This window comes from Actinoplanes sp. NPDC023714 (genome assembly GCF_040639855.1).
Classification (GTDB): Bacteria; Actinomycetota; Actinomycetes; order Mycobacteriales; family Micromonosporaceae; genus Actinoplanes.
On the sequence record NZ_JBFAAR010000002.1, the window covers coordinates 417,904 to 444,684 of the forward strand.

Consider the following 26,781-nt stretch of genomic DNA (forward strand, 5'->3'; position numbering starts at 1 on the left):
CCAACCCCGGCGACCACGGAGCGGGCAAGGGGAAACACCTAGAGTGGCGCGCATGGCGATCGACCTCACAGCGTTCAGGGCACTCAGCTTCGACTGCTACGGCACGCTCATCGATTGGGAGACCGGCATCGCCGCGGTCCTGACGCCCTGGGCTCGCGAGCAGGGACTGCACCACGATCAAGATCAATTGCTTGCCGCGTACGGGGAACACGAGGCCGTGGCGGAGACTCACACACCGGCTCCGGTCTACCCCGATGTGCTGGCCGAGGCGTTCCGCCGCACCGGCGCGTCGCTGGGCCGCCCGGTCAGCGACGCCTGGGCCCGCCGTCTCGCCGATTCGGTCCCGCAATGGCCGGCCTTCCCGGACTCCGCGGACGCGCTGGCCCGGTTGGCCGCCCACTACCGGCTCATCGTCGTCTCCAACGTGCACCGGGACGGCTTCGCCGGCAGCAACGAGCAGCTCCGCGGCGACTTCGCGGCGATCATCACGGCCGAGGACGTCGGCGGTTACAAGCCCGGCGACGCCCACTTCCGGGCCCTCGACGCCGCCCTCTCCGGCCTCGGCGTCGCCCGCGGCGAACTGCTGCACGTGGCCCAGAGCCTGTTCCACGACCACGTGCCGGCGAAGCGCCACGGCCTGCCCTCGGTCTGGATCAACCGCCGCCACGACCGGCCCGGCTGGGGCGCCACCCCGGAACCGGGCGAGCAGTTCACATACGACCTCGAGTTCCCCTCGATGGCCGCCTTCGCCGACGCCGCCGGCCGCGCCTTCGATCGCTAGCGTGTCCGTCATGGTGACCGTCGAGCAGGCGGCCGGCCTCGCGCTGGCCTGCGCCATCCTGATCGCCGTACCCGGTCCGAGCGTGCTCTTCATCGTCGGCCGGGCGTTGAGCTACGGCCGTCCCGCCGCGCTGGCCGGGGTCGCCGGCAACGCGGCCGGCGTCTACCTCGCCGCCGTCTGCGTCGCGGCCGGTCTCGGGCCGCTGCTGGAGCGCTCCGAAGTCCTGTTCCAGGCCATCGAATGGGCCGGTGCGACGTACCTCGTCTGGCTCGGCATCCAAGCGATGCGCGACGCGCGGCACCCGGCCGGCGGCACGACGGCGGCCGCGGAACCGGTGGGCCTGTGGCGTGGCGTGCGCACGGGAATGCTCGTCGGCGTCAGCCGTTCCCCGCGCCGCCTCCAGCGGTCGGCCGCACCGGAGCCCTGTGCACGATAGGCCTCGGCGTCTCGGTGGCCTTCACCGGCCGGCAGTGATAGACATTGACGATGACGAATGCCGTACCGCTCGGCCGGGGCCTCGGAGTGAAACGATCCATCGCCGTCGGCGCGATTCTGGCGCTAGCCTGGTCCGGCCCGCCCGCCGAGGCGGCCGCTCCCACGGTCACCCTGGCCCGGTCCACCGTGCTGACCACGGACGGCCGGACGGCGCTGACCTACACCGGCTACATGAACGGTGAATCCTTCCAGCAGGACGGCATCGTCACGGTCGGCAACCGGCAGTACGCGGCATTCTGGGACCAGGCCGGATACGTCAACCTCTCGCGCCGGCAACTGCCCGGCGGCGACTGGCAGAATCTGCGGTTCACCGATTACCGGACCACCTCGACCGATTCGCACAACACCATCAGCATCGGGATCGCGCCCGCCGACGGCACCATTCATCTGGCGTTCGACACGCATTCGTCGCAGTTCCGCTACCGCCGTTCCGCAGCGGGCCTGGCGACGTCGGCGACCTGGTCGACCGGCTCTTTCGGGGCCGTGCAGACGAGGTTGACGGCCACGAGCATGGACGTCGTGACGTACCCTCAATTCTTCGCCCATCCGGACGGGACCCTGCAATTGGCGATCCGCACCGGTTACAGCGGGACGGGCGACGAGGTCCTTTACGAATACCGGTCCGGCGCGTGGACCTACATCGGCGAATTCATCGACGGCACCACGGCCGGGAACAACGCCTATCTGTTCGGCATCGAATACGACGACTACGACCCGGCGGCACCGTTGTTGCACGTCACCTGGACGGTGCGCGAGACGTCGGACGCGAGCACCAATCACGACCTCTACTACGCCTACAGCAAAGACAGGGGCCGTACCTGGCGCAACAACGCCGGAACGGTGATAGCGACGAGCGGGTCGAATCCGTTGCGCTCGGACGCCGCCGATCTGAAGGTCTGGGGGATCGCCCAGAACCGCGGCCTGATCAACCAGGAGTCGCAGGTCGTCGACGCGGGCGGCATCGTGCACGTGCTCGCCTCGCATCTGCCGGCGAGCGCGGCGAGCACCACCGATTTCACCGCGGCGCGCGAGAAGGCGGTCCTCGTGCACTATTGGCGCGACAAGGCGAGCAAGGGGTGGCACCAGACCTGGACACCCTTTCTCGAGCGCTCGGCCCGCGGCGACATCGCGATCGACGACAAAGATGATGTGTACGTCGTGAGCGGCGATTCCAGCACCCGCAGACTCCACATCCAGACCGCGTCGAAAGCGTCCGGCTGGACCGACTGGACGCTGCGCTGGACATCGTCGCCGATCTACTTCTCCGACCCGCTGATCGACCACCCGCGGCTCCGGACGCAGAACGTGCTGAGTTTCTTCGCGCCCCGCTACGGCGGCAGCCGGATCGACGTCCAGGATTGGAACACCGGCGGCTGAGGATGTCACAGCCGGGCGGCCCGCCGTGACTCGTGTGCGACGACCACATGAGGAAGGGTGGGAGAAGTGACGCGTGCGGAGGACTTCCAGGAGTTGCAGCCGCTGCTGTTCGCGATCGCGTACCGGCTGCTCGGCAGCGTGACCGAGGCCGAGGACGCGGTCCAGGAGACCTGGATCCAGTACGAGGCGTACCGGGGTGAGCCCGGGTCGGCGAAGGCCCTGCTGTCGACGATGGTCACCCGTATCTCGATCAACGTGTTGCGCTCGGCGCGGGTGCGCCGGGAGGCGTACGTCGGCCCGTGGTTCCCGGAGCCGCTGGTCACCGACCCGTACGCGGACCCGGAACGCGCGGCCGAGCTCGCCGACTCGGTGTCGATGGCCGCCCTGCTGCTGCTCGAACGGCTGACCCCGCTGGAACGGGCCGTCTTCGTGCTGCGCGAGGTCTTCGGGTTCGGGTTCGCCGAGATCGCCGGCGCGGTGGGGCGTAGCGAGGCCGCCTGCCGCCAGCTCGCCGTGCGCTCCCGGCAGCACATGGACGCCGGCCGTCCCCGGTTCGCGGCCGGTCGCCGGGAACGCGACGAGCTGGCCGGCCGGTTCTTCGACGCCTTCCGGGACGGCGACCTGGACGGCCTGCGGGGGCTGCTCGCCGCCGACGTACAGATGGTCAGCGACGGCGGCGGCAAGGCGCCGAACCTGCCCAAGCCGATCGTCGGCCCGGACCGGGTGGCGCGGGTGCTCGCCACGGTCGCCGGCCCGATGCTGCGCGCCGGCGTGCGGTTCGATTTCCGCGAGGTCAACGGCGAGCCCGGCGCGGTCTTCTACGACCGGGACCGCCGGACCCTCAACGCCCTCGCGCTGGACATCCTGGACGGGCAGATCCAGGCCATCCGGCTGGTGAGCAACCCGGACAAGCTGCGCCACCTCGGCCCGGTCGCGGACGCCTGGCAGGTCTCCCGCGACGTCAAGAGGGCCCGGTGACCGCCATGACCCTGGACACCTGGCTCTGGATCGTCACGGTCCTGCTCGCGACCGTGCTGCTGATCAGCACGTCGAAGATGGTGGTGCCGCGGGAGCGGATCGCCGCGGCCGGCCACGCGGGGGAGTGGGTGATGGACTTCAGTCCGGCCTCGCTGCGCGCCATCGGCGGCCTCGAGATCCTCGCCGCGGCCGGGCTGATCCTCCCGGCGGTGCTGCACATCGCGCCGGTGCTGGTACCGATCACCGCGACGTGCGTGGCGCTGCTGTTCGCCTGCGCCGCGGTCATGCGGCTGCGCCGGGGCGAGCGGGCGACGATCGCGGCCGACCTGGTCTACCTGGCGCTCGCGCTCTTCGTGGCCTGGGGCCGCTCCGGCCCGGCGCCGCTCGCCTGATCTCCGCGGCGCGGTCCGGCCCTTCGGGGCCATGCCGCTCGCCGCGGCGGCATAGGGTCGGGGCCATGACGCAGACGCACACCCTGGAGACACCCGGCGCCGATCTCGTCTACGACGTCCGCGGCGACGGCCCGATCCTGCTGCTGATCGGCCAGCCGATGGCGGCCGAGGGTTTCAGCTCGCTCGCCCCGCTCCTGCCGGACCGGACCGTGGTCACCTACGACCCGCGCGGCCTGGGCCGCAGCAAGCGCAAGGACGGCCGCGACGACCTCACGCCGCAGGACCAGGCGGAGGACCTGCACCTGCTGATCGAGAAGCTCGGCGGCGGCCCGGTCGACGTGTTCGGCAGCAGCGGTGGCGCGGTGACCGGTCTCGAACTCGTCACCCGGTTCCCCGGCGACGTCCGTACCCTGGTCGCCCACGAGCCGCCGCTCAGCACGATCCTGCCGGACGCCGAGGGCGCCGACCGGGCCCGGGCCGGCTTCTTCGAGGCGTACCAGAAGGGCGGCTGGGGCGCCGGCATGGCCGCGTTCATCGTGATGACGTCCTGGCAGGGCGAGTTCACCGAGGCGTACTTCGCCCAGCCCGCCCCCGACCCGGCCGCCTTCGGCATGCCCGCGACCGACGACGGCACCCGCGACGACCCGCTGCTGTCCCAGCGGTCCTGGGCGGTGAGCGACTACCGCCCCGACATCGCGGCGCTGACCCACTCGGACACCCGCATCGTGGTGGCGGTGGGCGAGGAGTCGGCGGGCACCTACACGGCGAGGACGGCGCAGGCCCTGGCCACGAAGCTGGGCCAGGAGGCGACCGTCTTCCCGAGCCATCACGGCGGTTTCATGGGCGGCGAGCACGGCTACGCCGGAAAGCCCGAGGAGTTCGCGCTCACGCTGCGCGAGGTGCTCGGGTGACGTCGTCGTGAGCCTGGCGGTGGACGTGTGGACGGTCGGCGACGACGGCGAGTCCCACGTCCTCGACGTGCCACCGGGCGTCTCCGACCTGGCCGGCTTCGAAAGCTGCCGCACCGGCTTGTGGGGTTCGCCCGCGGTCCGGTCGCTCGGCGCCGTCTTCCTGCCGCGCCTGGCCCACGGCGACCTGTGGGTCGCGAACGAGGACGTGGCGGCGTTCGCGGCGGAGTGCGACCTCGTGCGTGCCCACAGCGCCGCCCTGGCCGAAGCGACGCCCTACGACGACGACTACATCCGGGCCCGCCTCACGAACATCCTCGCCGCCGCGTCCCGCGCCACCCGCCTCGGCGGCGGGGTGGTGGTCTGGTGACCCCGCGGGGTGCGACGCCCGGGTGACGGCGCAGGTCACCCGGGCGTTCGCGGATCCTCAGCCGAGGGCGTTGAGGAACGGCTCGTGGCTGTTCCGGAACTCCCAGCCGTAGAACTTGTCCCAGTTGATGGACCAGGTCATCAGGCCGCGGAAGTTCGGGTTGGTGCCGCTGCGGACCGTGTAGCCGCCGCAGTTGGTGCCCTTCACCAGGCAGGTGACCGCCTGCTGCACCCCGGGCGGGGCGACGTAGCCGTTGCCGGCGCTGACCGAGCTCGGCGCGCCGAACGCGATCTGGTCCTCGCGCAGGCCGGGGAAGACGTTCGCCGTGTTGCCGGCGACCGGGAAGCCGGCCAGGAGCATGTCGGTCATGGCGATGTGGAAGTCGGCGCCGCCCATCGAGTGGTACTGGTTGTCCAGGCCCATGATGGAACCGGAGTTGTAGTCCTGGACGTGCAGCACGGTGATGTCGTTGCGCAGCGCGTGGATGACCGGCAGGTAGGAGCCGGCGCGGGGGTCCTGTCCACCCCACGGGCCGGAGCCGTAGTACTGGTATCCCAGCTGCACGAAGAACGTCTCGGGGGCCATCGTCAGCACGAAGCCGGCGCCGTAACGCGCCTTCAGCGAACGCACGGCGCTGATCAGGTTGACGATGACCGGCGTCGTCGGGTTCTTGAAGTCGGTGTCGCCGGTGTTGAGGGACAGCGAGTGCCCTTCGAAGTCGATGTCGACGCCGTCCAGGCCGTACTTGTCGATGATGGCGCTGACCGAGCTGACGAACCGGTCCCGGGCGGCCGTGGTGGTGAGCTGCACCTGGCCGTTGGCGCCGCCGATGGAGAGCAGCACCTTCTTGCCGGCCGCGCGCTTCGCCCTGATCGCGGCGAGGAACTCGGCCTCCGACTCGACGCCGGGGCATTCGGTCGCCGGGCAGAGGCTGAAGCGGATGTCGCCGGAGGTCGCGGTGGTCGGCTCGCCGAACGCCAGGTTGATGATGTCCCAGTCGGCGGGGACGTCGGCCATCCGCAGATAGCCGGATCCGTTGGCGAAGCTGGCGTGCAGATAGCCGATCAGGGCGTGCTTGGGCAGGTTACCGCCCGTGATCGGGGGGACCGACGTAGAAGGCGTGGGGGAGACCGAGGGAGAAGTGGGGACCGAGGTGGAGACCGACGGACTCGGTGTCACGACACCGCCGCACGCGCCGTTGTTGACCCAGACGTCCCACTGGCCCGACTTCAGGGCCGGGTCCTCGCCCTGGGTCCACCACTTGGCGGTGTAGTTGTTGCCGCCCTTGGAGACGACGTTGTCCTTCACGTATGTGGCGGTGGCTGACCACGCCGTGGCACAGGCCGCGGCGGCGCTCGCCGTCGTGGCGACGTAGACGGTGGAGCATGCCACGGCCAGCGCTGCCGCCGCGGCAAGGATCGGGGATCGACGCATGGCTAATTATTAGGACTGTTAACTGAAGTTGTAAATAGGAAGCTTTATTGACAGCCGTCGAGACGCATGGGAAGAATCGGGCATGAGAGCGCTCTCTTTCCCCGCTTCCCCCGCGTGAAAGGACGAGCCGTTGTTCCGTCGTCCCCTCGTCGTGCTGGCCGCGGCGCTGACCGCCGTCACCGTGAGCCCGCTTCCCGCCCAAGCCACCGCGCAAGAGCCAAAGCCAGTTGACATGTACGAGGCCATGCGCCGCGACCTGGGCCTGACCGACGCCGAGATAGCCGACCGCCTCACCACCGAGGCCGCCGCCCCGGTCATCGAGAACCGCCTGCGGAAGCGGCTCGGGGACGGCCGGTTCGCCGGCGCCTGGATCCCGGAGGGCGCCACCCGCCTCACCGTCGCCGTCACGAACGCGGCCGACGCCGCCACGGTCCGCGCCGAGGGCGCCGTCCCGAAGATCGTGGCGAGGGCCGGCCGTGACCTGGACGCCGCGAAGGCCAAACTCGACCGGCGTAAGGCGCCGGACGTCGTACACGGCTGGTTCGTCGATCCGGCGAGCAACAGCGTCGTCGTCAGCGCGGCGCCCGGCGCGGAGGCGGCGGCCCGGGCCTTCGCGAAGGCGAGCGGCGCCGGCGCGGTGACGATCAAAACCTCGGATCAGAGACCGCAGCCCATGTACGACATCCGCGGCGGCGACCAGTACGTCATCAACGGCAACACGCTCTGCTCCGTCGGATTCGCCGTGGCCGGTGGCTTCGTGACGGCCGGGCACTGCGGCGGGACGGGCAGTCCCACGCTGGGCTTCAACAACGTGGCCCAGGGGACGTTCGCCGGTTCCTCGTTCCCCGGCAACGACTACGCCTGGGTCCGTACGAATGGCAATTGGGTCTCGCAACCCTGGGTGAACAACTATTCCGGCGGGAACGTGGTCGTCGCCGGCTCGCAGGAGGCGGCCATCGGCAGCTCGATCTGCCGCTCCGGACGCACGACCGGCTGGCGCTGCGGCACGCTGCTCGGCAAGAACGAGACCATCAACTACGCCCAGGGCGCCGTCTCCGGTCTGAGCCGCAGCAACGCCTGCGCGCAGCCGGGTGACTCGGGCGGCTCGTGGATCTCCGGCAATCAGGCGCAGGGCGTCACCTCCGGCGGCTCCGGCAACTGCACCACCGGCGGCACCATGTGGTTCCAGCCGGTCAACGAGATCCTCCAGGTGTACGGCCTGTCGCTGACCACGTCCGGCGGTGGCGCCGGCGGCCAGGCGATCGTCAGCAACTGGAACAACAAGTGCCTCGACGTGCCGAACAGCAACTTCTCCGACGGCGTCCTCGTGCAGATGTGGAACTGCAACGGCAGCGGCGCGCAGAAGTGGGAGGCGACCGGCGGCGCGCTGCGCACCGGCAACAACAAGTGCCTCGACGTGCCGTGGGGTTCCACCGCGAGCGGCGTGGAGATCCAGATCGCGACCTGCAGCGGGAACCCGGCCCAGCAGTGGGTGCTCAGCGCCGCCGGTGATCTCGTGAACCCGCAGGCCAACAAGTGCCTCGACATCAAGGAGTGGAACGGCAACGACGGCGCGCGGGTGCAGCTGTGGGATTGCGCCGGCACGCTGAACCAGAAGTGGCGCCGGGGATGAGACGCGCGTTCGCCCTGGCCGTCCTCCTCCTGGCGCTGATCCCGGCGATGCCGGCGAGCGCCGCCCGCACGAGCCTGCGCGCCGCGGACCCGAGCGTGATCCGGGTCGGCAGCACGTACATCTCGGTGCAGTCGCTCAACAACGGCATCGCGGTCCGGCAGGCCTCCTCGCCGGATGCGCTGGCGGGTGCGACCGCCCGGCAGGTCTGGTCGGACACCGGGAACCTCGGCGAGGTGTGGGCTCCGGAGATCCACTTCGACAGCGGCCGTTACTGGATCTATTTCAGTGCCGGGCGCGGGCCCTCTCATCGGATGTACGTCGTGAGTTCCGTGGCTCCGGCTTCCGGCTATTCAGCGGCGGTCCGGATGGCGCTGCCCGACGACAAGTGGGCGATCGACGGCACGATGTTCGTGTTCGGCGGCCAGCGGTGGTTCGTCTGGTCGGGCTGGGCCGGCGACACCAACGTCGAGCAGAACCTCTACATCGCCCGGATGAGCAGCCCCACCACGACGACCGGTCCGCGGCACGTCATCTCGCAGCCGCGGGAGGGCTGGGAGCGGGTGGTCGGCAACCCGTTCATCAACGAGGCCCCGGAGGCGATCCGCGACCCGAACGGTCAGCTGCACATCGTCTACTCCGCGAACGGCAGCTGGAGCGACCAGTACTGCCTCGCCGACCTGCGCCTGCGCGCCGGCGGCGACCCCACCTACGTCTGGGACTGGTACAAGTCGAACGGCTGCCTGTTCGGCTCGCACCGCGCCACGATGATGCCCGGCTGGGACCCGACGCTCTACGCCGACGGTCCCGGCCACCACAGCTTCGTGCTGCTGAACGGCGACATCGCGACGAGCCCGCCGGCCGGCCCGCGCTTCCCGCTGATGTACCACGCGGTCGCGAAGGGCACCCCGTACGCGTGGGCGAACCGCCACTGGTACACCGGCACCTTCGCGTGGTGGGGCAACACCACCTACACCAGGGCGAACGTGCCGGGCGCGACATCCAACACCGGTTTCGGCCTCAAGTTCTTCGAGTAGCCGCGGCTGTCACACGATCGACATGATTCCGAGGGCGGACCGTCAACCCGGTCCGCCAGAGTGATCACCGGTTGAATCACCTTGTGTTCGTGCGGGGATGTTCTCTGCCAGGCATCCCCGCACGGCGGGTTCCCGCCCTTCCTGCCCGGCGCTCCGCCCTTCTCGTGCCGGTGTTCCGCCCCTTTCCGGCCGGCGCTCTGCCAGGCTCGGGCGGCGACATCTCCCTTCCCGGACGCCCGGCTCGTCGTCCGCACCGACGCCGGTCTGACCGGCATCTGGCAGCCCGAGGGCTTCGACGACGTGCACGGCCTCGGCGACCGGGAAGCCCTCGCCCTCACCGGCCGCATCGAGGCCGGACTCTTCGTGCCCCTGAACGTCGGCGGCGACGGTGCCTGGCAGGTCGAGGTGTGGTCCGGCGCCCTGACGCCGAGCCCTATCGCACCAGCGTCGAAACGTTCGAGCGCCCTCGGTCAGCCGACGAGGGGTAGCGCTGTCACGAGCGGCCACGCCACCACGACCGCGCCGATCACGGCGATCATCCAGGGCGCCGTGCCGAACCGGTTCAGGAATGCGCTCCACAACGCCTGCCAGAGCATCAAACCGATCAGCGGGAACAGTGCGAGCAGCACGAAACCGTGGGTCAATCCGCTGACGGCCGCGCCGGCCAGAACGACCACGAACGCCGCCGTGATGATGAGGAGAGGCAGCGGCCGGCCGCCGGCGACGCGTTCCGAGGCGTAGGCGAGCAGCGCGAAAGCGGCCCACACGACCGGGAGCAGCCACCATCGCACACCGACCGGCACGGCGTGGGTCACTCCCCCATGCAACGGCAGAGCGATCGCGACGATGGCATAGGGAACGGCGAGGAGGGCGCGGCGAGGGCTGCTGCGCCTTTCGTACGGGGAGAAACGGCGCGCATAGAGCAGGAGCAGCACCCCGGTGACGGCCGCATAGGCGGCGACATAACCGGCCACCGCCAGCGGGAAATGTGCCGTGGGCAGGAGCCGGGCCACCACCGCGCCGACGCCCGCCGCCACGGCCGCGACAACGGCGATCCGTACCGGTGGAATGGTTTTCGCCGGGGAAGCCTGCGGACGGAGCCCGATCAGCAGAGCCAGCGGATAGAGCCCGATCAGGAATGCCAGCACCAGCAGCCCGGCCCCGAAGAGCCGCCGGCCGGGGAAGGGAATCGCCTGGTCGTTCCGCGGCCCGCCGAACGCCTGGTCGAGCCACGCCACCGTTTCCCGATGAGTCTCCGGGGCGTACAGAACAGAAATGTGCTCCACCCAGGGCACGATGCGCACGGCGCGATCGTCCCGTTCGGCGGCGACTCTGGTGGCGACCTCGCGGAAATCCGGGAATTCCAGCGCACCCGCGATGGTGAGCAGCCGGGCGGGCCGTTCGGCGGAGGCCACGAACGCATCCGGCAGCGAAATGGCGACCGTGGCGGTCACATCGGGGTGGGCCGCCGCATAGCGCGTGACGGCTCCCGCGCCCATCGAATGCCCGACCAGAGCGACCCGGGAGGCATCGACATCGGGAAGTGACCGCAGATGCGCGAGCGCCACCCCCAGATCGTCCTGCAGCATCCGTACGGATTCGTCGGTCCCCGCCACCTGATCGGCCATCGGTTCGCGATTCGCGCCGTGACCGGTGAAGTCGAGCAGAACGACCACATAGCCCCGGGCCGCCAGCGTGTCCCCGAACGGTTCCATCAGTTTCGCCGATCCGGAGAATCCGTGCGCGACCACGACACCGGGCCGTTTGCCGTCGCCCGGCGGATGCACCTCGGCGAGCGGAACCCCGGACGCGGTGACACTTTCCCGGCGCGGTTCGTCACCGGCACCGGCGATGAGCCATCCGCCGCCGGCCGCGAGGACGAGGAGCAGAACCAGCGTACGGATCAAAATGCTCCTCCTGCGGCCATCCAGCGGAAGCCGGATCCTATCGGGCGGGAGGCGAGTGGCAGAGTCTCGATCATGCTGTGGCCGATTCTGACCAGCGAGGTGCCCTGGTCGCCGGGCGACCACGTCACCATCCGCCTACGCTGGCGCGACGATCCCAGCGCCCCTGGCGGCACCGACGGTCGCGTTCACGCAGGCCTTCCCGGCAGGCTCGAGGTCACGATGCGGGCGACCATCCTGCACGACCCCGACGGCGTGCCGTGGGCCCAACTGCTCCGGAAGGACGGCGTCTCCGCCGCGCGAACCGGCCACACCCGCTCCGGCGAGGTCCAGCTCAGCGGCTGCCTGACCTACGAGTCCTACGAACAGTGGGACCAGGTGCCGCCCACGACCGGTGTAGTGCGCCGCATCCGGGCCTTCCAACTCCTGCACGACCGAGGCGCCGACTTCTGGGTGCCCCGCCCCGGCATACACCGCCTGATCGACATACTCCCCGGAGCCGACTCCCCGGCGGACGAGGACGACGTCGACCCGGCCACCCTGCGACTGCTGAGCCCGGAGGAGTACTTCGCCCTGGCCCGAGACCACTTGCCCCAGACCGAGTGGCAGACCCAGGCCTACCTGACCGACCTGGACGTCCCCGGTTCCTAGGAACACTCCGCGCCCGGTTCCCGGGAACGGGTCGGCCACCACCATGCCCGGACGATCACGTCGTGCCCGAGAGCGTCGTCGATGATCCGGTGCAGTTGAAGGTCCACGATGCGATCGTCGTCAGGCCTGAAAGGCTGGGCGGGCTGGGGCATGCCGAGCACCGGCCCGAGCGCGTCGATCGCCGGCTTCCACAGCGCAGCCCAGTTCCGCGCCGCGGAGACACCGAACTGCAGCCGCACTCCGACCGGCCCGGGCGGCAGCGGCCCGGTCACCGCACGCGCGCAAGCCGCGTGGATGACCCCTTTCCACGCTGCCGAAGTGGCCGACATCGACGTGCGAACCGTGAGCTGCGGCTCCTCGGCCGGCCCCGCAACGTTCTCCGCCGGGACCACCGCGATGGTCGACTCCTCCTGATGCGCCTTGCGTGCGAACGCGGCGCCGATGCGCTCACCCCCGAAGTGCCGGACCAGCGGGTACAGATAATTGTCGAGGTCGCGGCCACCGCGATCGAGAGGAGTGTCGTCGGGCAGCCCGACGACGAGTTCGATGGCACGAGGGCCGTTGTTCGCCCATTCCGCAACGAGCAATTGCTTGGTGACGCCGGCAAGGTAGCTCCGCAGCCTCAACTGATCCGGGTGATCGGCAGCGTTCCAGCTCTCCAGGACGGGCTCGTGGTCAAGCCGGATGTGCCCGGCCGCATCGGGTCTCGCAAACAGTCCAGTCACCGGCGTCATTGTCCTCGCGCGCCACGCAAAGCGCACCGGCCTGATCGGCCCGGTCGTCTGACCCTCACATCCTGAGAAGGCGGAAGCCGACAGTCATCGATCTCCGATACCGTCCCCGGATGCGGATCCTCCGCCTCTCCGACACCCACCTCACCCGCGAACCCGGTCGCGACGGCGAGGGCGTCGACACCCGTGGCTCGCTGCGCCGCATCCTGCACGACTGCCGCGAGCTCCCCGGCCTGGACGCCCTGGTCATCACCGGTGACATCGCCGACGACGGTTCCCGCGAGGCCTACGCCGACGCCCGCGCGCAGATCTCCGCCTTCGCCGCCGAGCGACGGATTCCCGCCCTCTTCACGACGGGAAACCACGACGACCGTACGGCGTTCGCAGCGGTCCTCGGCAGCGGCCACCTGACCGCCGACGGCCGGGACGCCCCCGACTCCCAGCTGCACTCCCCGGACGGCGAGCGGGCCGCCGTCACCACGGTGGCCGGGTACCGCATCGTCACCCTCGACTCCCTGATCCCCGGCAAGGGCCACGGCCGGATCAGTGCCGCCCAGCTGACCTGGCTGCGCACCGTCCTCGCCGACCCCGCCCCGAACGGCTCCGTCCTGGCCTTCCACCACCCGCCCGTCACGGTCCCCGGCGTGGCGGTCCAGGCCGCCCTGGGCCTGCACGACGTCCCCACCCTGGCCGAGGCGATCGCCGGCACCGACGTGCGGCTCCTCCTCTGCGGCCACTTCCACCTGCAGCTCTTCGGCATGCTCACGGGAGTGCCGGTCTGGGTGACTCCGGGCGTCGTCACCCGCATCGACCTGACCGCCACCCCCGGCACCGAACGCGCGGTCAAGGGCGCCTCGGCCACCCTGGTCGACCTGGGCGGCCCCCATTCCCCGACCTTCCACACCCTCCACGCCCGTGACCCGCACACCGGCGAGACCGCCTACGAACTCGACGCCACCGAGCTGACCAGCGTCATCGCGAAACTGGGCCCGCCCGCATAGAGGCCGGGCCGCACCGGCTGAAAGGATCAGCGATCGAGCAGCTGTGCCAGGTGCACCGCCGGCCTCTCCCGCAGGTCGGCCACCTGGGTACGGCAGGAGAAGCCGTCCGCCAGGACGACGGCGTCCGGGGCGGCGTCCAGCGCCGGCAGCAGGTTCTGCTCGGCGACCGCCACCGACACCTCGTAGTGCCCCCGCTCCACGCCGAAGTTGCCGGCCAGGCCGCAGCAGCCGGCCAGCCGCTTCACCGTCGCGCCGCTGCCGGCCAGCAGGTCGGCGTCGGTCTTCCAGCCGAGCACGGCGTGGTGGTGGCAGTGCGGCTGGGCGACCACCTCGACGCCGGACAGGTCCGGCGGCGTCCAGGACGGGGTCTTCGCGAGCAGCTCGGCGAGGGTGTGCACCTGCTTCGCGACGGCGGCCGCGTCGGCGTTGCCGGGCAGCAGCTCGTGCACGTCGGAACGGAGGACGGCCGTGCACGAAGGCTCGATGCCGACGATCGGGATTCCGGCGTGGGCGTCCGCGCTCAGAGCTTCGACCGTACGCGAAAGGATCTTCTTGGCGGAATCGAGCTGTCCCGTCGTGATCCAGGTGAGGCCGCAGCAGACGGAGCCGCTGGGCAGCCGTGGCTCGTAGCCGGCCGCGCGCAGGACCCGCACCGTCGCCTCGGCCACCTCCGGCGAGAAGGCGTCCGAGAACGAGTCCGCGAAGAGCACCACCGGCTTGCGCTCGGAGTCGACCGCCTTGAAGGTACGCCGGAACGGCCTGCGCGCGAACGCCGGCACCGAGCGGCGGCCGTCCACACCGGCGAGCCAGAGGGCCAGTCCGCGGATGCCGGGGAGTCGCGTGCCCAGGTTCGCGAGCCGCGGCACCCAGCCGGCGATCCGCGCCCACATCGGCAGCTTCCCGAGGGTGTAGTGCGACCGCGGGCGCAGGCGTCCGGAGTACGTCTGGTGGAGCACCTCGGACTTGTACGTCGCCATGTCGATGCCGGTCGGGCAGTCCGAGGCGCACCCCTTGCACGCGAGGCAGAGGTCCATCGCGTCGTGCACCGACGCGTGCGACCAGGGCAGTTCGCCGCGGACCACCTCCTGCAGCACGCGGGCGCGACCCCGGGTGGAGTCCTTCTCCTCGCGGGTGGCGAGATAGGACGGGCACATCACGCCGCCGGCCGCCGCGTTGTCGGCCCGGCACTTGCCGACGCCGGTGCACCGATGCACGGCCTGGGCCAGGTCGCCGTCGTCGTGCGGATAGGCCATCGCGAGCAGGTTCGAGGGCTTGTCAAAGGCCATCCGTACGTCGGAGTCGACGGGATCCGGGTCGACCAGAACACCGGGGTTGAGCAGGTTGTCCGGGTCGAACGCGCCCTTTATCTGCGCGAACATGCTGATGGCGTCGGCCGAGTACATGTACGGCAGCAGCTCGGAGCGGGCCCGGCCGTCGCCGTGCTCGCCGGAGAGCGACCCGCCGAACTCGCCGACCAGCTTCGCCGCGTCCACGAGGAACTCGCGCATCACGCCGGTGCCGCCCGGCCGGTCGAGCGGAAGGTCGAGGCGCACGTGCATGCAGCCGTCGCCGAAGTGGCCGAACGGCGCGCTCGTCATGTCGTACGACGCGACCAGCTCGTCGAAGCGCGCGAGATAGGCGCCGAGCTTCTCCGGCGGCACCGCGGCGTCCTCCCAGCCGGGCCAGGCCGGTCGGTCCGACGGGGCGCGTCCGGCCAGGCCGGCGCCGTCCTCGCGGATCCGCCAGAGCCGGGCCTGGGTGGCCGGGTCCTCGACCACCAGGGCCTCGTCGCCGATGCCGTCGGCCGCGAGCTTCTGCGCGCGGGCCACGACCTCGCCGCGGTCGTGGCCGGCGAGCTCGACGAAGAGCCAGGCGCCGCCCTTCGGCAGCGGCGGGACGGCGTCCGGGCCGCGGCGGGCGCGGAGCACGTCGAGCAGGCGGGAGTCGAGGCCCTCGCAGGAGGTGGGACCGTGGGCCACCACGGCCGGGGAGGCCTCGCCGGCCGCGACGATGTCGCGGAAGCCGAGCACGACGACGACCCGGATCGGAGCGTCCACGACGAGCTTGACGGTCGCCCTGGTGATGACGGCGAGGGTGCCCTCGGAGCCGACCAGGGCCTGGGTGAGGTCGAACCGCTCGGGGAGCAGGTGGTGGGCGGCGTAGCCGGAGACCTGCCGGCCGAAGCGATCGAATTCGGTCCGTGTGGTGGCGAGGTGCTGGGAGAGAACGTTCCTGATACTTCCCAGGATGCCGTCTGCCCCTCGTACGAATGGGGCTTTGTCTTGATATCCCGTGACGAAGCTGTCGCCCGCCGCGGTCATCAGCTCCAGACCGGCGACGTTGTCCGAGGTCCGGCCGTAGGCGAGGGAGCGCGAGCCGCAGGCATTGTTGCCGATCATGCCGCCGATGGTGCAGCGCGGCCAGGTCGACGGGTCGGGGCCGAATCGGACACCGTGTGGCTGGGCCGCCTTCTGCAGGACGGCGTGCACCGTGCCCGGCTCGACGATCGCGGTGCGCGCCTCGGGGTCGATGTCGAGGACCCGGTTCATGTGCCGGGAGAAGTCGAGCACGATGCCCCGGCCGACCGCGTTGCCGGCCACCGACGTGCCGGCGCCGCGCGAGGTGATCGGTACGCCGGTCGCGCGCGCCACGGCGAGGGACGCGGCCACCTCGTCGACGTCGCGCGGGCGGACCACGGCGATCGGCGGGATGCGGTAGAGGGAGGCGTCCGACGCGTACATCCCCCGGGTGCCCGGATCGGACCGCACCTCGAGACCCGCCTTGGTCAGGGCCGCCACCACGCCGTTCGCCTGCTCGCTCATGGGTAACATGTTACTCATGCCGAACCTCGTGCTGCCGCCGGACGCCCCCTCCCTCGCCGACGCCGTCGCCCAGGCCGTGCGCGACGGGGTCGCCGCCGGTGAGCTGGTGCCGGAGGTGACGTACTCCGTCTACCAGCTGGCCGAGCTGCTGGACGTCTCCCGGAGCCCGGCCCGCGAAGGCCTGCTGCGGCTGGCCGAGGCGGGCCTCATCGAGATCCGGCGCAACCGCGGCTTCCGCGTCCTGCCGCCGCAGGCCCACGACATCGAGGAGATCATCGGCATCCGGCTGGCGCTGGAGCCGCCCGCCGCCCGCGCCGCCGCCGTGACCGGAACCGACGACCAGCACACGGCGATCCGCGCGGCCCTCGCGGCGATGGCCACGGCAGCCGCCGCCGGCGACGAGGCCGCCTTCTGGCCGGCCGACCGCACCCTGCACGACCTGCTCCTGCACGCCGCCGGCAAACCCCGCACGGCGGCCATCGTCGAGCGCCTCCGCACCACCACGGCCCTGCTCGGCCCCCCGACGACGGCGAGCGGCCGCTCCCTGCCCGAAATCCACGCCGAACACGAACCGGTCGTCGCCGCCGTCCTGGCCCGCGACGGCGCAGCCGCCGAGTCGGCGATGCGCACCCACCTCGAAGCAACCCGCGACCTCCTCGTACGCCGCGCCGGGGAACTGTCGGAGGGTCCTGCCACCATCGGGCCATGACGATCGAGCGCTGGGAGCGCGAGCTCGACCTGCTGACCGCCGAGACGGCGAGGCTCAAGGCCGAGGGCCGATGGCAGACCGGGCCGCATACGATTCTGCAATTCCTCAAGATGAGCGAGAACGAGGTCAAGGTCGTCGCCTGCCTGGCCTGGCTTCTCGCGCCGGAGAACCGGCACGGCCTGGGCGATCTGATGGCGCGGCGCCTCTTCGACGAGCTCGGCGTCCCCTTCGACACCGGCGCACCGGTCCGCGTCTCCACCGAGGAGCCGCGATTCACCGCCGAGGGCAGGCTGACCCGCGCCGACCTGATCATTCGGGTCGGGAACCAGTGCGTGCTCGTGGAGGCGAAGATCAACGCTGGTCAGCACGGTGATCAGTGCGCCCGGCTGTCCGAGCTCTGGGCGGACGAGAAGCCACGGCTCGTGTTCCTGACGCGTCACCCGGCCGAAACCGCCCCGGCGGGCTGGGAGACCCTCACCTGGCGTCGGGTCGCCGACCTGATGCTGCCCCTGCCGGAGCGCGCTTCGGCAGCTGCCCGAGACCTGATGACGACCATGAGTGCACTGTCCGGCGCCACGATGGGAGACCCGGCCATGGCGGACGAGAAAATCGCCTTCTACCTCCGCCATCAAACCTCGATGGCCGAATGGGCGGCCGTGCGCGACGACGCCGTGAGGAGTGTGGTGGCCGCGATCGAGGATGCCGTGCGAACCCTCGATCCGATCGTGCTGAGCGAGGCCGACCACGGATGGTACGACTCACTACACGGATCCTTTCCGACGTTCGAGCTGAGCCGGCCCGGATGGGGGCGCGACGGCGTGCAGGCCTCGATCGCGGTCCAGTGGAGCAGGGACGAGTTGCTCACCGGGGCGAACTGCTGGCCTTATGTGGGCTTGCGGGTCTCCGCGTCCGGCCGGATGGAGCGGAATCCCCTGGTCCGGCGCATCACCGAGAAGGTGGAACCGCATGCCATGAGGCTCGGGTGGCCGGAGTCGGAGAAGGCGGGGCTCTGGCGCTGGTGGCGGTGGCTGAAGCCGGAACCGGCCGATGACCTGAGCAGCCTCACCGTGGCGTGCCGGAGTGCCCTGGAAGAGGCGTGGCGTGAGCTCTCCGCGCCCCTCGACGTGCTGTTCGCCGAGTGATCTGATTCGGTGACCGGCCGTGCGCCGCTTTCACAGGCCCTGATCGTCGAGGGGTGAGGGCGGGGCAGCCGAGGAGGCGGGCCACGACCCGGCCGCCGCGGCTCTCCACCAGCGCGGTCACCTCGTCGCGCCGGGACGGCCCAGGTTGGCGCCGGATCTTCGTGGTACTGCCTCAATCCCGGAGGCCCGCGATCAGCGCGAACTGGCCGTCGGGGCTGCGGTGATCGAGCAGCGGGGCGTAGCCGGCCTCGGACATCATCGCGGTGAGTTCCTCCGGGGACCGGTGACGGTAGCGCCACAGCTGGACCGATCGGCCGGCCGGCAGGGTGACCCGGCCGGCGACCGTCACCGGGGCCGTCAGGTGGATGCGCAGGTAGCGTTCGCGAGTCGTGTCGTCGAAGCCGATCTCCGGTTCGTAGTCGGCACGGTGGACGCCGAGGTGCTCCAGCATGGTGAGGTATTCCGACGGGAAGTCGGTCTCGTCCTCGGCGAAGCGGAAGAAGGCGCGGTTCGCCGGGCTGTCCGGGCGGGCGACGTGGGCCACGACGTCGGCCGCCTGACGGATGTGGCGCAGCACGGCGGCCGGGTCGGCGAAGTTCATCAGCGTCCCGCCCGCCAGGATCGCCAGGGTGGCCGGGCCGCGCAGGTCGGCGAGCGGGTCCCTGGTGAAGTCCCGGCGGTGGAACTCCAGGGGAGCGGCGGGCCCGTGCCACTCCCGACCGGTGACCTAGGCGGCGCCCTGCTGGAGGATCCGGATCGGGTTGCCGGAGGGGTCTCGGAGGCCCATGTCGGTGCCGTAGAAGTGGTCGGCGGGCTCCTGGGTGAAGTCGGTGACGCCGCGCGCCTTCAGCGTCTCGTGGAGTTTGCGCACGTCGTCGGTGAGGAGGACGAGGCCGGTGAGGGCGCCCTTCGCGATCAGCGCGCGCAGCTGGTCGGCGGTGGCGTCGTCGTGCAGGGGCGCGCCGGGCGTCTCCAGGGAGATCTCGGTCTCGCCGCCGGGCACGCGGACGGTCAGCCAGCGGTAGTCGCCCTGCTGGACGTCGTTGCCCTTCTCCAGGCCGAGCTTGCCGACGTAGAAGCCGAGGGCCTCCTCCTTGTCCAGTACGTAGATCGTGGTGACGTTCAGCTTCGTGATCATGGCCGTCTCCTGAGAAGTGGGAATGAGATGAAGGCTAGGCAGCGACCCCGCGCGGGTGCTTCTCGAAAACTGACCGACACGAAGGCGGTGCAGATTCACCGTCATGGGTGGCGGGACTGACCCGGAGTCGAGTGTGGACGCTACGGTTCCGGCATGGGTGTGGATGGTGGGCGGCCCCGCGTCGTCGTGTCCGTGACGGCTACCGCGGACGGGCGGGTCGCGCCGGGCCCCGATCAGCGGCTGCTCGAACCGGAGAACAGCGAGCGCTGGCGGTCGCTGTGGCCCGGGGACGTCGAGGAGATCCTGCGGCGCCGGGACGGGTGGATCGCCGAGCAGCACCGGCCGCGGGCCATCCTCGAGGGCAGCGGCACGTTCGTGGCCGAGGGCGCCGGCCCCCGGGAGCTGCCGGGGGACGAGTCGGACGAGGACCTCGGGACGGACTACCTGCCGAAGGAGAGCATCAACTGGTTCGTCGTCGTGGACGGGCGCGGCCGCATCGAGTGGACCTACAAGCAGGACGGCAACACCACGCTGCTCGTGCTGGTCAGCAAGAGCACGCCCCGGGAGTACCTGGCGTACCTGCGCCGCGAGGAGATCCCCTATCTGGTGGCCGGCACCGAGCGCGTCGACCTGGCGCAGGCGCTCACCGCGATGCGCGAGAAGCTGGGCGTCGAGTGCGTGCTGTCGCAGGCCGGCGGCGGCCTCACCAGCGCGCTGATCAGGAACGGCCTGGTCGACGAGTTGCACGTCGTCACGATCCCGGCGGTGGTGGGCGGTTTGACGACGCCGTCGATCGTCGACGGCCCGGCCGGGGAGCCGGCGGTCCGGCTTCGTACCGTTGAAGTGGTCGTAGGGGAGCAGGGAACCCTGTGGACCCACTACGAGGTGGCGGGACCTTAGTCCCGGTCAGCCGGCCGCTGCCAGGAAACTCTCCACCAGTGACCGGAAACGATCCGGCTGCTCGGCCCACGGCCGGTGGCCGGATTCGGTCATCACCTCGAGGCGGCTTCCCGGATGGGCGGCCGCGACGAGCCTCGCCGGCGCCGTCCCGATCAGGCCGTCGCTCGCCCCGGCCACGACCAGCACGCCCGGCCCGGCCGCGGCAAGGAGCTGCGGCCCAGCCGCGGCCAGCACGCCCGGCCCGGCCGCGGCAAGGAGCTCCGGCCCGGCTGCGGACCGCTCGACCCGATCCCGGGAATTCCGGTAGAACGCGTCCCGCAGCCAGGGCAGCGCGGTGGCGTGCCCGGGGACGTACTCGGCGCGGCGCCGCTCCGGCGTCCACCGGTGCCAGGAGAACGGGATCATCCGGGCCCGCGCCATGATCTCCTCGGCGTGGCTCAGCCCGCCCCGGCGGAGGGCGGCGTCACCGGCGGCGGCCTGCTCGTACCAGGGCTCGCCGCGCCGCGACTCCCGCAGCGCCGCCAGCTCGGCGTGGTCCGGCTCCCGGGCGGCCCGACCCACCGGGGTGACCAGGATCAGCCGCCGCACCCGCCCGGGCCGGGCCGCCGCGTACTCCTGGGCGGTCAGGCACCCGGCCGAGTGGGCCAGGATGTCGAGCCGGTCCGCGCCGAGGTGCAGGCGCAGCTGTTCCACGTCGCGCGCCTGCTCCACGAACGACACGGTGTCCCGGTCCTCCGGAACGCCGGACCGCCCCGAGGCCCGGGCGTCCAGCCGGATCAGCGTCCGGGTCGAGGACAGCCCGCCCAGGTCGCCGACGTAGCGCACGTCGGTGCCCGGCCCGCCCGGCAGCACGACGAGTGGAGGCCCTTCACCCACCTCGTCGAAGAACAGCCGCAGTCCGTCGTACGAATCGAAGAAGGGCACGACCGGGATCCTAGATCGTTCGGAGAAAACCGTTTGACGGCACCGATATTCTGATCCTCCGTGCCTGCGGCCCGGGAGGGGCTCGACCCTTCCGACCCTCAGGAGCCGCAATGCGCCGGGCGCCCGCCCTCTCCTTCCTGCTCGTCACCGTCTTCCTCGACCTGCTCGGCCTGGGCCTGGTCATCCCGATCCTGCCGTCGCTCATGACGGCCGTGGCCGGCGATCCGGCCCGGGCCGTCTTCTGGTCGGGCGTGCTCGGCTCGGCCTACGGGCTGCTCCAGTTCGCGATCGCGCCGCTGCTGGGACGGGCCGCCGACCGCTACGGCAGGCGGCCCGTGCTGCTGCTGTCGCTGACCGCGCTCGGCGTCGACTGGCTCGCCCACGCCGCCGTGCCCGGGCCGGCCGCGCTGCTGTTCTTCCACGCCCTGGCCGGGGCCTGCGCGGGCACGACGATCGTGGTGAACGCCTACGTCGCCGACGTGACGCCGGAGCGGGACCGGGCCCGCGCCTACGGCCGGATCGGCGCCGCCGCCGGGCTCGGCTTCGTGGCCGGGCCGATCGTGGGCGGGCTGCTCGGCGGGGTCGACGTGCGGTTGCCGTTCCTCGCGGCGGCCGGGCTGTCGTTCGCGGGCGTGGCGTGGGGGTGGTTCGTGCTGCCGGAGTCGCGTCCCGGTTCGGTGGGGCCGGTCGAGCCGGCCGAGCCGGTCGAGCCGGCCGAGTCCGGAGCCGCGGGGTGCCGGCGGATGGTCGATCCGGTCGGCGCCATCGCCGGGGTCCTGCGCAGGAATGGGTTGGGGCGGCTTGCGTACGCGCGGCTGTGTGCCGACGTCGCGCGGATGATCCAGCAGTCGGTGTGGGCGTTCTTCCTCGCCTATCAGTTCGGGTTCGGCACGGCGCAGGCCGGTGTGGTGATGGCGGTGAGCGCCACGGCGGGGGCGTTGTTCCAGGCGCGGGCTGCCGGGCCGGTCGTGCGGATGCTCGGGGACGAGACGGCTACGGTGGCCGGGACCTGGATCGGGGTGGCCGCGTTCGCCGTGGCCGGGGTGGCCGATGAGCCGTGGATGCTCTACCTGTCGATGGCCGCCGGGATCCTCGGCTCGTTCGCCGGGCCGGCCTCGCAGTCCTGGATCGCACGCAGCACGAGGGCCGGGGAGCACGGTGCGGTGCAGGGCGCGCTGACCGGCATGGCCGCGATCGCCGAGACGCTGGTGCCGATTGCCGCGAGCGCGGCTTTCGCGGCCCTTCATTCGTACGGGAAAGCGGGGTTGATCTTCTTCGGAGCCGCCGTCTTCGCGAGCGCGTCGGCGCTGGTGCTCACTCTCCGGCGCTAGCGGCGGTGGCGGGCCATCCACTGCCAGACGCGCGTGCCGCCGGGGAGGGCCGGGTCGTTGCGGGCCACATAGATCCACGACCAGTGCCCCTGGAATTGGTGACCGTTCCAGATCACGTGCTCGTAGAGCGTCATCTCGGCGCCGGGGATCAGTGAGTGCGCGTGGATCGTGTTCGGCCCGGGCGGCACCGTGGTGTCGTCGAGGGAGGTGACGAGCCAGGTCGGCGTGGTGATGGCGGCCAGTTCCGGGTCGGGGATGAGCGGCGGATTCCCGGCCTGGAGCGACGCCACGACGCCGCAGATCGGCACCGAGGAGGCGAACAGCGACGGGTAGACGGTGGTCATCTTCATGCTCATGTAGCCGCCGTTGCTGCATCCGACCACATGGATCCGATCGGTGTCGATCGGCAGCCTGCGGGCCAGGTCGCGCACGATCTCGCGGATCAGCGGCGCGAACCGGTCGCCGTCCAGCATCCAGGCCGAGAAGCTCTGCGGCGCGACCACGTAGGCGCCCCCGAAGATCCGCTGCGCCTCCCGGGTGGCGAAGCCGAGCGCGCCCCGGTTGGCCCGCAGCGTCGTCTCGTTGTCGTAGTAGCCGTCCGGCAGCGAGGCGCCCTCCCCGCCGCCGTGCAGCCAGACGATCAGCGGCCGCCGGCCGCGCCCGGACTCAGGGGTATAAAGGCGGTATTTCATCCCGGAGCGTGACTTGTGGTAGCTGAACGCGTCCACTTCCGGGTTCGCCAGCGGCCCCTGCACGAACCGGCCGATCACCAGCGACCCGAGAGGCGCATTCTGCGTGATCGTGTACTCCAGGTCGAGCCGGACATTCCGCCCCCGGCTCACGATGTAGCCGAGCGTCCCGCCGCCGACCTGCCCCTCCGCGGACGCCAGGTCGAGGACCACGTTCCCGCGCCGATCGAGCCGGGCGGCCGTGACGACGCGATCCACGTCGTACTCACTGAAGATCAGTTCGCCGGGCGCGAGCGGGATCGGGCTGGTCGCCTTCGCGTGCACCGAGAACGTGCCGGTCGTGAGGTCGCGCGGATCGATGCGGAGGTGGGCGGTCCGCAGCGTCACCGACGTGACCTGCTCGCCGCCGTCGAGCGTCTCGGCGCCGAGGACGAACGTCACCCGGGAGGCCGCGGCCACGCCCGGGACGGCGAGACGGGACGCGCCGGCCGCGGCGACGCCCGGGACGGCGAGACCCGCGGCGACTCCGGCGCCCGCGGCCAGGGCGCTGCGACGGCTGATCGGCACGGCCATGACGGACCTCCAAGGCAGTGAGGTTTGTCGATGTCCGCAACATAATGCCCGGGCAACCCCTTAGCAACAGCGCCGAAACCTGCTTACGATCCCGGCCGGGGGTGAAAGCATGTCGATACGTCGCACCGCTGCCGTGATCCTGTCCACCGTGCTCGCCGCGACCATGACGGCCACGCCGGCCGAGGCCGGAGGCGGGGACCTGCCGGGGAGGCACTCGCTGCGCGGGCCGGTCACCGACGAGAACTTCTACTTCGTGATGGCCGACCGCTTCGAGAACGGTACCGCCGCCAACGATCGCGGCGGCCTGCCCGACGATCCGCTCGTGTCCGGTTTCGATCCGACGCGCAAGGGCTTCTACAACGGCGGCGACCTCAACGGCCTGTTGCAACGCATCGACTACATCCAGGGCCTCGGCACCACGTCGATCTGGCTGACGCCCAGCTTCAAGAACAAGGCGGTGCAGCTCGAGGACGGGCCGTCGGCCGGATATCACGGATATTGGATCACCGACTTCACCCGCATCGACCCGCACCTGGGCACCAACGACGAACTGCGGGCCGTCGTCGACGCGGCGCACCGGCGTGGCATGAAGGTCTACTTCGACATCATCACGAACCACACGGCCGACGTGATCGGATATTCCGGAGGGGCGCGACTGCCCTACGTCAGCAAGGATCAGGAGCCTTATCGTACGCCGGCCGGCACGCCCGTCGACGATCGCGACTACGCCGGCAGCAACCGCTTCCCGGCCGTGGTCCCGCCGTACACGCCGGTGCTGGACGACGCCGAGCGGAACCTCAAGGTGCCGGCCTGGCTCAACGACACCTCGCTCTACCACAACCGCGGCGACACCACGTTCACCGGCGAGAACTCCTATTACGGCGACTTCTTCGGCCTCGACGACCTGTTCACCGAGAACCCGCGCGTCGTCAACGGGATGATCGACGTCTACAAGACGTGGATCGCCGACTTCGGCATCGACGGCTTCCGGATCGACACGATGAAGCACGTGAACGACGAGTTCTGGCAGCGGTTCGGCCCCGAGGTGCTGTCCTTCGCCCGCAAGCAGGGCAAGCGCGAGTTCTTCATGTTCGGCGAGGTGTTCGACACCAGCCGCAGCTTCACCTCGCACTTCACCACGGCGAACCGGATGCAGGCCGTCCTCGACTTCCCGTTCCAGGACGCGGCCCGCAACTTCGCCTCGCGGAGCCGGCCGGCGGGCGAGCTGGGCCGGTTCTTCGCCGGCGACGACTGGTACACCGACGCCGACTCCAACGTCTACGAGCTGCCCACCTTCCTCGGCAACCACGACATGGGCCGGATCGGCAGCTTCGTGGTGACCGACAACCCGGGCGCCGGCGACGCCGAGTGGATGGCCCGCGACCGGCTCGCCCACGAGCTCATGTACTTCTCCCGCGGCAACCCGGTCGTCTACTACGGTGACGAACAGGGCTTCACCGGCCCGGGCGGCGACCAGGACGCCCGGCAGACCATGTTCGCGAGCCGGGTCCCGGAATACCTCGACGACGACCTGCTCGGCACCGACGCCACCCACGCGACCGGCAACTTCGTGCCGTCGCACCCGCTCTACACGACGATCAGCGGGCTCGCGGCGCTCACCCGCAAGCATCCGGCGCTGCGGGACGGCGCGCACCAGCACCGGTACGCGTCGGACGGCGCCGGCGTCTACGCGTTCTCCCGGATCGACCGCGGGCAGCAGCGCGAATACGTGGTCGCGCTGAACAACAGCGAGCAGCCGGCCACCGCGGCGATCCCGACCTACGCCCGGAACGGCTCCTACGAGAGGATCTACGGCACCGGACCGGCCTGGCTGAAGTCGGGTGCGGACCGGGCGCTCGGCGTCACGGTGCCGCCGCTGTCCGCCGTGGTCTACGCCTCCGCGGGGCGGATCCCGTACTCGACGAAGGCTCCCGCCGTCACGCTCGGCGCGCCCGCCGCCTCGGCCGAGACACCCAGCCGGATCCAGGTGGAGGCGGCCGTCGGCGGCAGCTCCTTCTACGAGGTCACGTTCTACGCCCGGACCGGCAAGGGCGGCTGGACGCCGATCGGGACCGACGACACCGCGCCCTACCGGGTGTTCCACGACGTGAGCGGGCTGCGGACCGGCACGCCGGTGCAGTACAGGGCGGTCGTGCTGGACAACGGCGGGCACACCGCCACCAGCGCGGCGAAGGGCACGAGGGTCCCGCCGCCGCGGGTGACGATCGAGGCGCCGGCCGAGGGCGCGAACGTGCGCGGCCGGGTCGAGGTGCGCGCCGTCGCCGATCCGGAACGGCCCACCCACGTGGTCCGCTTCGAGCGCAGCGTCGCCGGTGGACCGTGGACGGCGATCGGGACCGACAGCTCGTCGCCGGCGTACACGGCCTTCGACGACCTCGACCCGCTTCGCCTGGCCGCCGGCACCGCGGTCCGCTATCGGACAGTGCTGAACGGCCGGGTCGGCGAGGTGCGCACGGTCCACTACGCCGGGCCGCCACTCGAGACGGCGACCCTGCGATACCACCGGCCGGCCGGCGACTACGACGGCTGGGGACTGCACCTCTGGGGTGACGGGATCGACCCGGCGCTGCTCGCGACGATCGCCTGGGACCGCCCGATGCCGCCGACCCGCATCGCCGGAGGCTGGGCCGAGTTCGACATCCCGCTGGTGGACGACACCAAGCCGGTCAACTTCATCGTCCACCTGCCGAACGGCGACACCGTGCCGGCCAGCCGCGAACCGGGCGGCGACCGGTCGTTCCTGCCCATCGACCACCCGCAGGTCTGGATCGAACAGGGGGATCCGGCGGTACACACCAGCCCACCGACCGGAGGATGAAACTGCTGGCGGACAGGCCCTAAGG

The 26,781-nt window shown here is 71.1% G+C and carries 24 protein-coding genes; 16 read left to right on the top strand and 8 right to left on the bottom strand.

Annotated features, from left to right (window positions below):
* The first annotated feature begins 52 nt into the window (after positions 1-52).
* From AB0G10_RS09735 to AB0G10_RS09765, 7 genes are all read left to right on the top strand, one after another.
* Positions 53-781: an HAD-IA family hydrolase gene (locus AB0G10_RS09735; protein ID WP_360918365.1), complete on the top strand. Its 729-nt coding sequence runs from the start codon at positions 53-55 to the stop codon at positions 779-781.
* Positions 782-791: 10 nt separating this feature from the next.
* Positions 792-1,217, top strand: a complete 426-nt coding sequence (locus tag AB0G10_RS09740) for a LysE family translocator (RefSeq protein WP_360918366.1) — start codon at positions 792-794, stop codon at positions 1,215-1,217.
* Between the two features lie 50 nt (positions 1,218-1,267).
* Entirely contained in the window at positions 1,268-2,653 is a 1,386-nt protein-coding gene (locus AB0G10_RS09745; RefSeq protein WP_360918367.1) for a BNR repeat-containing protein, read from the top strand.
* Between the two features lie 66 nt (positions 2,654-2,719).
* On the top strand, positions 2,720-3,631 hold the full coding sequence (locus AB0G10_RS09750; RefSeq protein WP_360918368.1) for an RNA polymerase sigma-70 factor: 912 nt from the start codon (positions 2,720-2,722) through the stop codon (positions 3,629-3,631).
* Positions 3,632-3,636: 5 nt separating this feature from the next.
* Entirely contained in the window at positions 3,637-4,023 is a 387-nt protein-coding gene (locus tag AB0G10_RS09755; RefSeq protein WP_360920668.1) for a DoxX family protein, read from the top strand.
* Positions 4,024-4,088: 65 nt separating this feature from the next.
* Positions 4,089-4,934 carry an alpha/beta hydrolase gene (locus AB0G10_RS09760; protein WP_360918369.1) on the top strand — a complete coding sequence of 282 codons (846 nt, stop codon included), beginning with the start codon at positions 4,089-4,091 and terminating at the stop codon, positions 4,932-4,934.
* Between the two features lie 7 nt (positions 4,935-4,941).
* The gene (locus tag AB0G10_RS09765; protein WP_360918370.1) at positions 4,942-5,301 is read left to right on the top strand and encodes a hypothetical protein; all 360 of its coding nucleotides are present in this window, start codon (positions 4,942-4,944) and stop codon (positions 5,299-5,301) included.
* Between the two features lie 57 nt (positions 5,302-5,358).
* Here AB0G10_RS09765 and AB0G10_RS09770 read toward each other — a convergent pair whose 3' ends face one another.
* Entirely contained in the window at positions 5,359-6,735 is a 1,377-nt protein-coding gene (locus AB0G10_RS09770; RefSeq protein ID WP_360918371.1) for a glycosyl hydrolase family 18 protein, read from the bottom strand.
* Between the two features lie 130 nt (positions 6,736-6,865).
* Between AB0G10_RS09770 and AB0G10_RS09775 the strand changes: the two genes are divergently transcribed.
* Both AB0G10_RS09775 and AB0G10_RS09780 read left to right on the top strand, forming a co-directional pair.
* Positions 6,866-8,368, top strand: a complete 1,503-nt coding sequence (locus AB0G10_RS09775; protein ID WP_360918372.1) for a ricin-type beta-trefoil lectin domain protein — start codon at positions 6,866-6,868, stop codon at positions 8,366-8,368.
* On the top strand, positions 8,365-9,402 hold the full coding sequence (locus AB0G10_RS09780) for a glycoside hydrolase family 43 protein (protein ID WP_360918373.1): 1,038 nt from the start codon (positions 8,365-8,367) through the stop codon (positions 9,400-9,402). Before AB0G10_RS09775 ends, AB0G10_RS09780 begins: the two co-directional genes overlap by 4 nt.
* Before the next feature lie 470 nt (positions 9,403-9,872).
* Here AB0G10_RS09780 and AB0G10_RS09785 read toward each other — a convergent pair whose 3' ends face one another.
* Entirely contained in the window at positions 9,873-11,309 is a 1,437-nt protein-coding gene (locus tag AB0G10_RS09785; RefSeq protein ID WP_360918374.1) for an alpha/beta fold hydrolase, read from the bottom strand.
* 72 nt (positions 11,310-11,381) lie between these two features.
* On the opposite strand from AB0G10_RS09785, the gene AB0G10_RS09790 reads away from it, so the two are divergent.
* A complete protein-coding gene (locus AB0G10_RS09790) occupies positions 11,382-11,957 on the top strand; it encodes a hypothetical protein (RefSeq protein WP_360918375.1) in 576 nt (191 codons plus the stop codon).
* On the opposite strand, the gene AB0G10_RS09795 is transcribed toward AB0G10_RS09790, so the two are convergent.
* The gene (locus tag AB0G10_RS09795; protein ID WP_360918376.1) at positions 11,954-12,691 is read right to left on the bottom strand and encodes a hypothetical protein; all 738 of its coding nucleotides are present in this window, start codon (positions 12,689-12,691) and stop codon (positions 11,954-11,956) included. The genes AB0G10_RS09790 and AB0G10_RS09795 overlap by 4 nt on opposite strands.
* Positions 12,692-12,801: 110 nt before the next feature.
* Here AB0G10_RS09795 and AB0G10_RS09800 point away from each other — a divergent pair, with 110 nt between their 5' ends.
* Entirely contained in the window at positions 12,802-13,689 is an 888-nt protein-coding gene (locus AB0G10_RS09800; protein ID WP_360918377.1) for a metallophosphoesterase, read from the top strand.
* Between the two features lie 26 nt (positions 13,690-13,715).
* Here AB0G10_RS09800 and AB0G10_RS09805 read toward each other — a convergent pair whose 3' ends face one another.
* On the bottom strand, positions 13,716-16,511 hold the full coding sequence (locus AB0G10_RS09805) for an FAD-binding and (Fe-S)-binding domain-containing protein (protein ID WP_360918378.1): 2,796 nt from the start codon (positions 16,509-16,511) through the stop codon (positions 13,716-13,718).
* Positions 16,512-16,527: 16 nt separating this feature from the next.
* Between AB0G10_RS09805 and AB0G10_RS09810 the strand changes: the two genes are divergently transcribed.
* The gene (locus AB0G10_RS09810; protein ID WP_360918379.1) at positions 16,528-17,220 is read left to right on the top strand and encodes a GntR family transcriptional regulator; all 693 of its coding nucleotides are present in this window, start codon (positions 16,528-16,530) and stop codon (positions 17,218-17,220) included.
* The gene (locus AB0G10_RS09815; protein ID WP_360918380.1) at positions 17,217-18,362 is read left to right on the top strand and encodes a PD-(D/E)XK nuclease family protein; all 1,146 of its coding nucleotides are present in this window, start codon (positions 17,217-17,219) and stop codon (positions 18,360-18,362) included. Before AB0G10_RS09810 ends, AB0G10_RS09815 begins: the two co-directional genes overlap by 4 nt.
* Positions 18,363-18,534: 172 nt before the next feature.
* On the opposite strand, the gene AB0G10_RS09820 is transcribed toward AB0G10_RS09815, so the two are convergent.
* Together AB0G10_RS09820 and AB0G10_RS09825 are read right to left on the bottom strand one after the other, a co-directional pair.
* Positions 18,535-18,963 (bottom strand): hypothetical protein, encoded by a 429-nt coding sequence (locus AB0G10_RS09820; protein WP_360918381.1) that lies wholly within the window; start codon positions 18,961-18,963, stop codon positions 18,535-18,537.
* A gap of 126 nt (positions 18,964-19,089) precedes the next feature.
* On the bottom strand, positions 19,090-19,500 hold the full coding sequence (locus AB0G10_RS09825; RefSeq protein ID WP_360918382.1) for a VOC family protein: 411 nt from the start codon (positions 19,498-19,500) through the stop codon (positions 19,090-19,092).
* A 153-nt stretch (positions 19,501-19,653) separates the two neighbouring features.
* Between AB0G10_RS09825 and AB0G10_RS09830 the strand changes: the two genes are divergently transcribed.
* Positions 19,654-20,400, top strand: coding sequence for a dihydrofolate reductase family protein (locus AB0G10_RS09830; RefSeq protein ID WP_360918383.1), 747 nt, complete (start codon positions 19,654-19,656; stop codon positions 20,398-20,400).
* Between the two features lie 6 nt (positions 20,401-20,406).
* Here AB0G10_RS09830 and AB0G10_RS09835 read toward each other — a convergent pair whose 3' ends face one another.
* Positions 20,407-21,324: an alpha/beta hydrolase gene (locus AB0G10_RS09835; protein WP_360918384.1), complete on the bottom strand. Its 918-nt coding sequence runs from the start codon at positions 21,322-21,324 to the stop codon at positions 20,407-20,409.
* Positions 21,325-21,434: 110 nt separating this feature from the next.
* Here AB0G10_RS09835 and AB0G10_RS09840 point away from each other — a divergent pair, with 110 nt between their 5' ends.
* A complete protein-coding gene (locus AB0G10_RS09840) occupies positions 21,435-22,655 on the top strand; it encodes an MFS transporter (protein WP_360918385.1) in 1,221 nt (406 codons plus the stop codon).
* Here the strand turns inward: AB0G10_RS09840 and AB0G10_RS09845 are convergent.
* Entirely contained in the window at positions 22,652-23,917 is a 1,266-nt protein-coding gene (locus tag AB0G10_RS09845; protein ID WP_360918386.1) for a prolyl oligopeptidase family serine peptidase, read from the bottom strand. The genes AB0G10_RS09840 and AB0G10_RS09845 overlap by 4 nt on opposite strands.
* A 109-nt stretch (positions 23,918-24,026) precedes the next feature.
* On the opposite strand from AB0G10_RS09845, the gene AB0G10_RS09850 reads away from it, so the two are divergent.
* A complete protein-coding gene (locus AB0G10_RS09850) occupies positions 24,027-26,756 on the top strand; it encodes an alpha-amylase family glycosyl hydrolase (RefSeq protein WP_360918387.1) in 2,730 nt (909 codons plus the stop codon).
* Positions 26,757-26,781 lie beyond the last annotated feature (25 nt).

What these genes read in the sequence shown, in the direction of transcription:
- AB0G10_RS09820 (WP_360918381.1), bottom strand. Translation starts at nt 18,963, where the DNA reads ATGAACTTCGCCGACCCGGCCGCCGTGCTGCGCCACATCCGTCAGGCG.
- AB0G10_RS09795 (WP_360918376.1), bottom strand. Translation starts at nt 12,691, where the DNA reads ATGACGCCGGTGACTGGACTGTTTGCGAGACCCGATGCGGCCGGGCAC.
- AB0G10_RS09760 (WP_360918369.1), top strand. Translation starts at nt 4,089, where the DNA reads ATGACGCAGACGCACACCCTGGAGACACCCGGCGCCGATCTCGTCTAC.
- AB0G10_RS09840 (WP_360918385.1), top strand. Translation starts at nt 21,435, where the DNA reads ATGCGCCGGGCGCCCGCCCTCTCCTTCCTGCTCGTCACCGTCTTCCTC.
- AB0G10_RS09780 (WP_360918373.1), top strand. Translation starts at nt 8,365, where the DNA reads ATGAGACGCGCGTTCGCCCTGGCCGTCCTCCTCCTGGCGCTGATCCCG.
- AB0G10_RS09850 (WP_360918387.1), top strand. Translation starts at nt 24,027, where the DNA reads ATGTCGATACGTCGCACCGCTGCCGTGATCCTGTCCACCGTGCTCGCC.
- AB0G10_RS09845 (WP_360918386.1), bottom strand. Translation starts at nt 23,917, where the DNA reads ATGGCCGTGCCGATCAGCCGTCGCAGCGCCCTGGCCGCGGGCGCCGGA.
- AB0G10_RS09805 (WP_360918378.1), bottom strand. Translation starts at nt 16,511, where the DNA reads ATGAGCGAGCAGGCGAACGGCGTGGTGGCGGCCCTGACCAAGGCGGGT.
- AB0G10_RS09745 (WP_360918367.1), top strand. Translation starts at nt 1,268, where the DNA reads ATGACGAATGCCGTACCGCTCGGCCGGGGCCTCGGAGTGAAACGATCC.
- AB0G10_RS09830 (WP_360918383.1), top strand. Translation starts at nt 19,654, where the DNA reads ATGGGTGTGGATGGTGGGCGGCCCCGCGTCGTCGTGTCCGTGACGGCT.
- AB0G10_RS09800 (WP_360918377.1), top strand. Translation starts at nt 12,802, where the DNA reads ATGCGGATCCTCCGCCTCTCCGACACCCACCTCACCCGCGAACCCGGT.
- AB0G10_RS09770 (WP_360918371.1), bottom strand. Translation starts at nt 6,735, where the DNA reads ATGCGTCGATCCCCGATCCTTGCCGCGGCGGCAGCGCTGGCCGTGGCA.
- AB0G10_RS09740 (WP_360918366.1), top strand. Translation starts at nt 792, where the DNA reads ATGGTGACCGTCGAGCAGGCGGCCGGCCTCGCGCTGGCCTGCGCCATC.
- AB0G10_RS09755 (WP_360920668.1), top strand. Translation starts at nt 3,637, where the DNA reads ATGACCCTGGACACCTGGCTCTGGATCGTCACGGTCCTGCTCGCGACC.
- AB0G10_RS09815 (WP_360918380.1), top strand. Translation starts at nt 17,217, where the DNA reads ATGACGATCGAGCGCTGGGAGCGCGAGCTCGACCTGCTGACCGCCGAG.
- AB0G10_RS09735 (WP_360918365.1), top strand. Translation starts at nt 53, where the DNA reads ATGGCGATCGACCTCACAGCGTTCAGGGCACTCAGCTTCGACTGCTAC.
- AB0G10_RS09790 (WP_360918375.1), top strand. Translation starts at nt 11,382, where the DNA reads ATGCTGTGGCCGATTCTGACCAGCGAGGTGCCCTGGTCGCCGGGCGAC.
- AB0G10_RS09825 (WP_360918382.1), bottom strand. Translation starts at nt 19,500, where the DNA reads ATGATCACGAAGCTGAACGTCACCACGATCTACGTACTGGACAAGGAG.
- AB0G10_RS09810 (WP_360918379.1), top strand. Translation starts at nt 16,528, where the DNA reads ATGCCGAACCTCGTGCTGCCGCCGGACGCCCCCTCCCTCGCCGACGCC.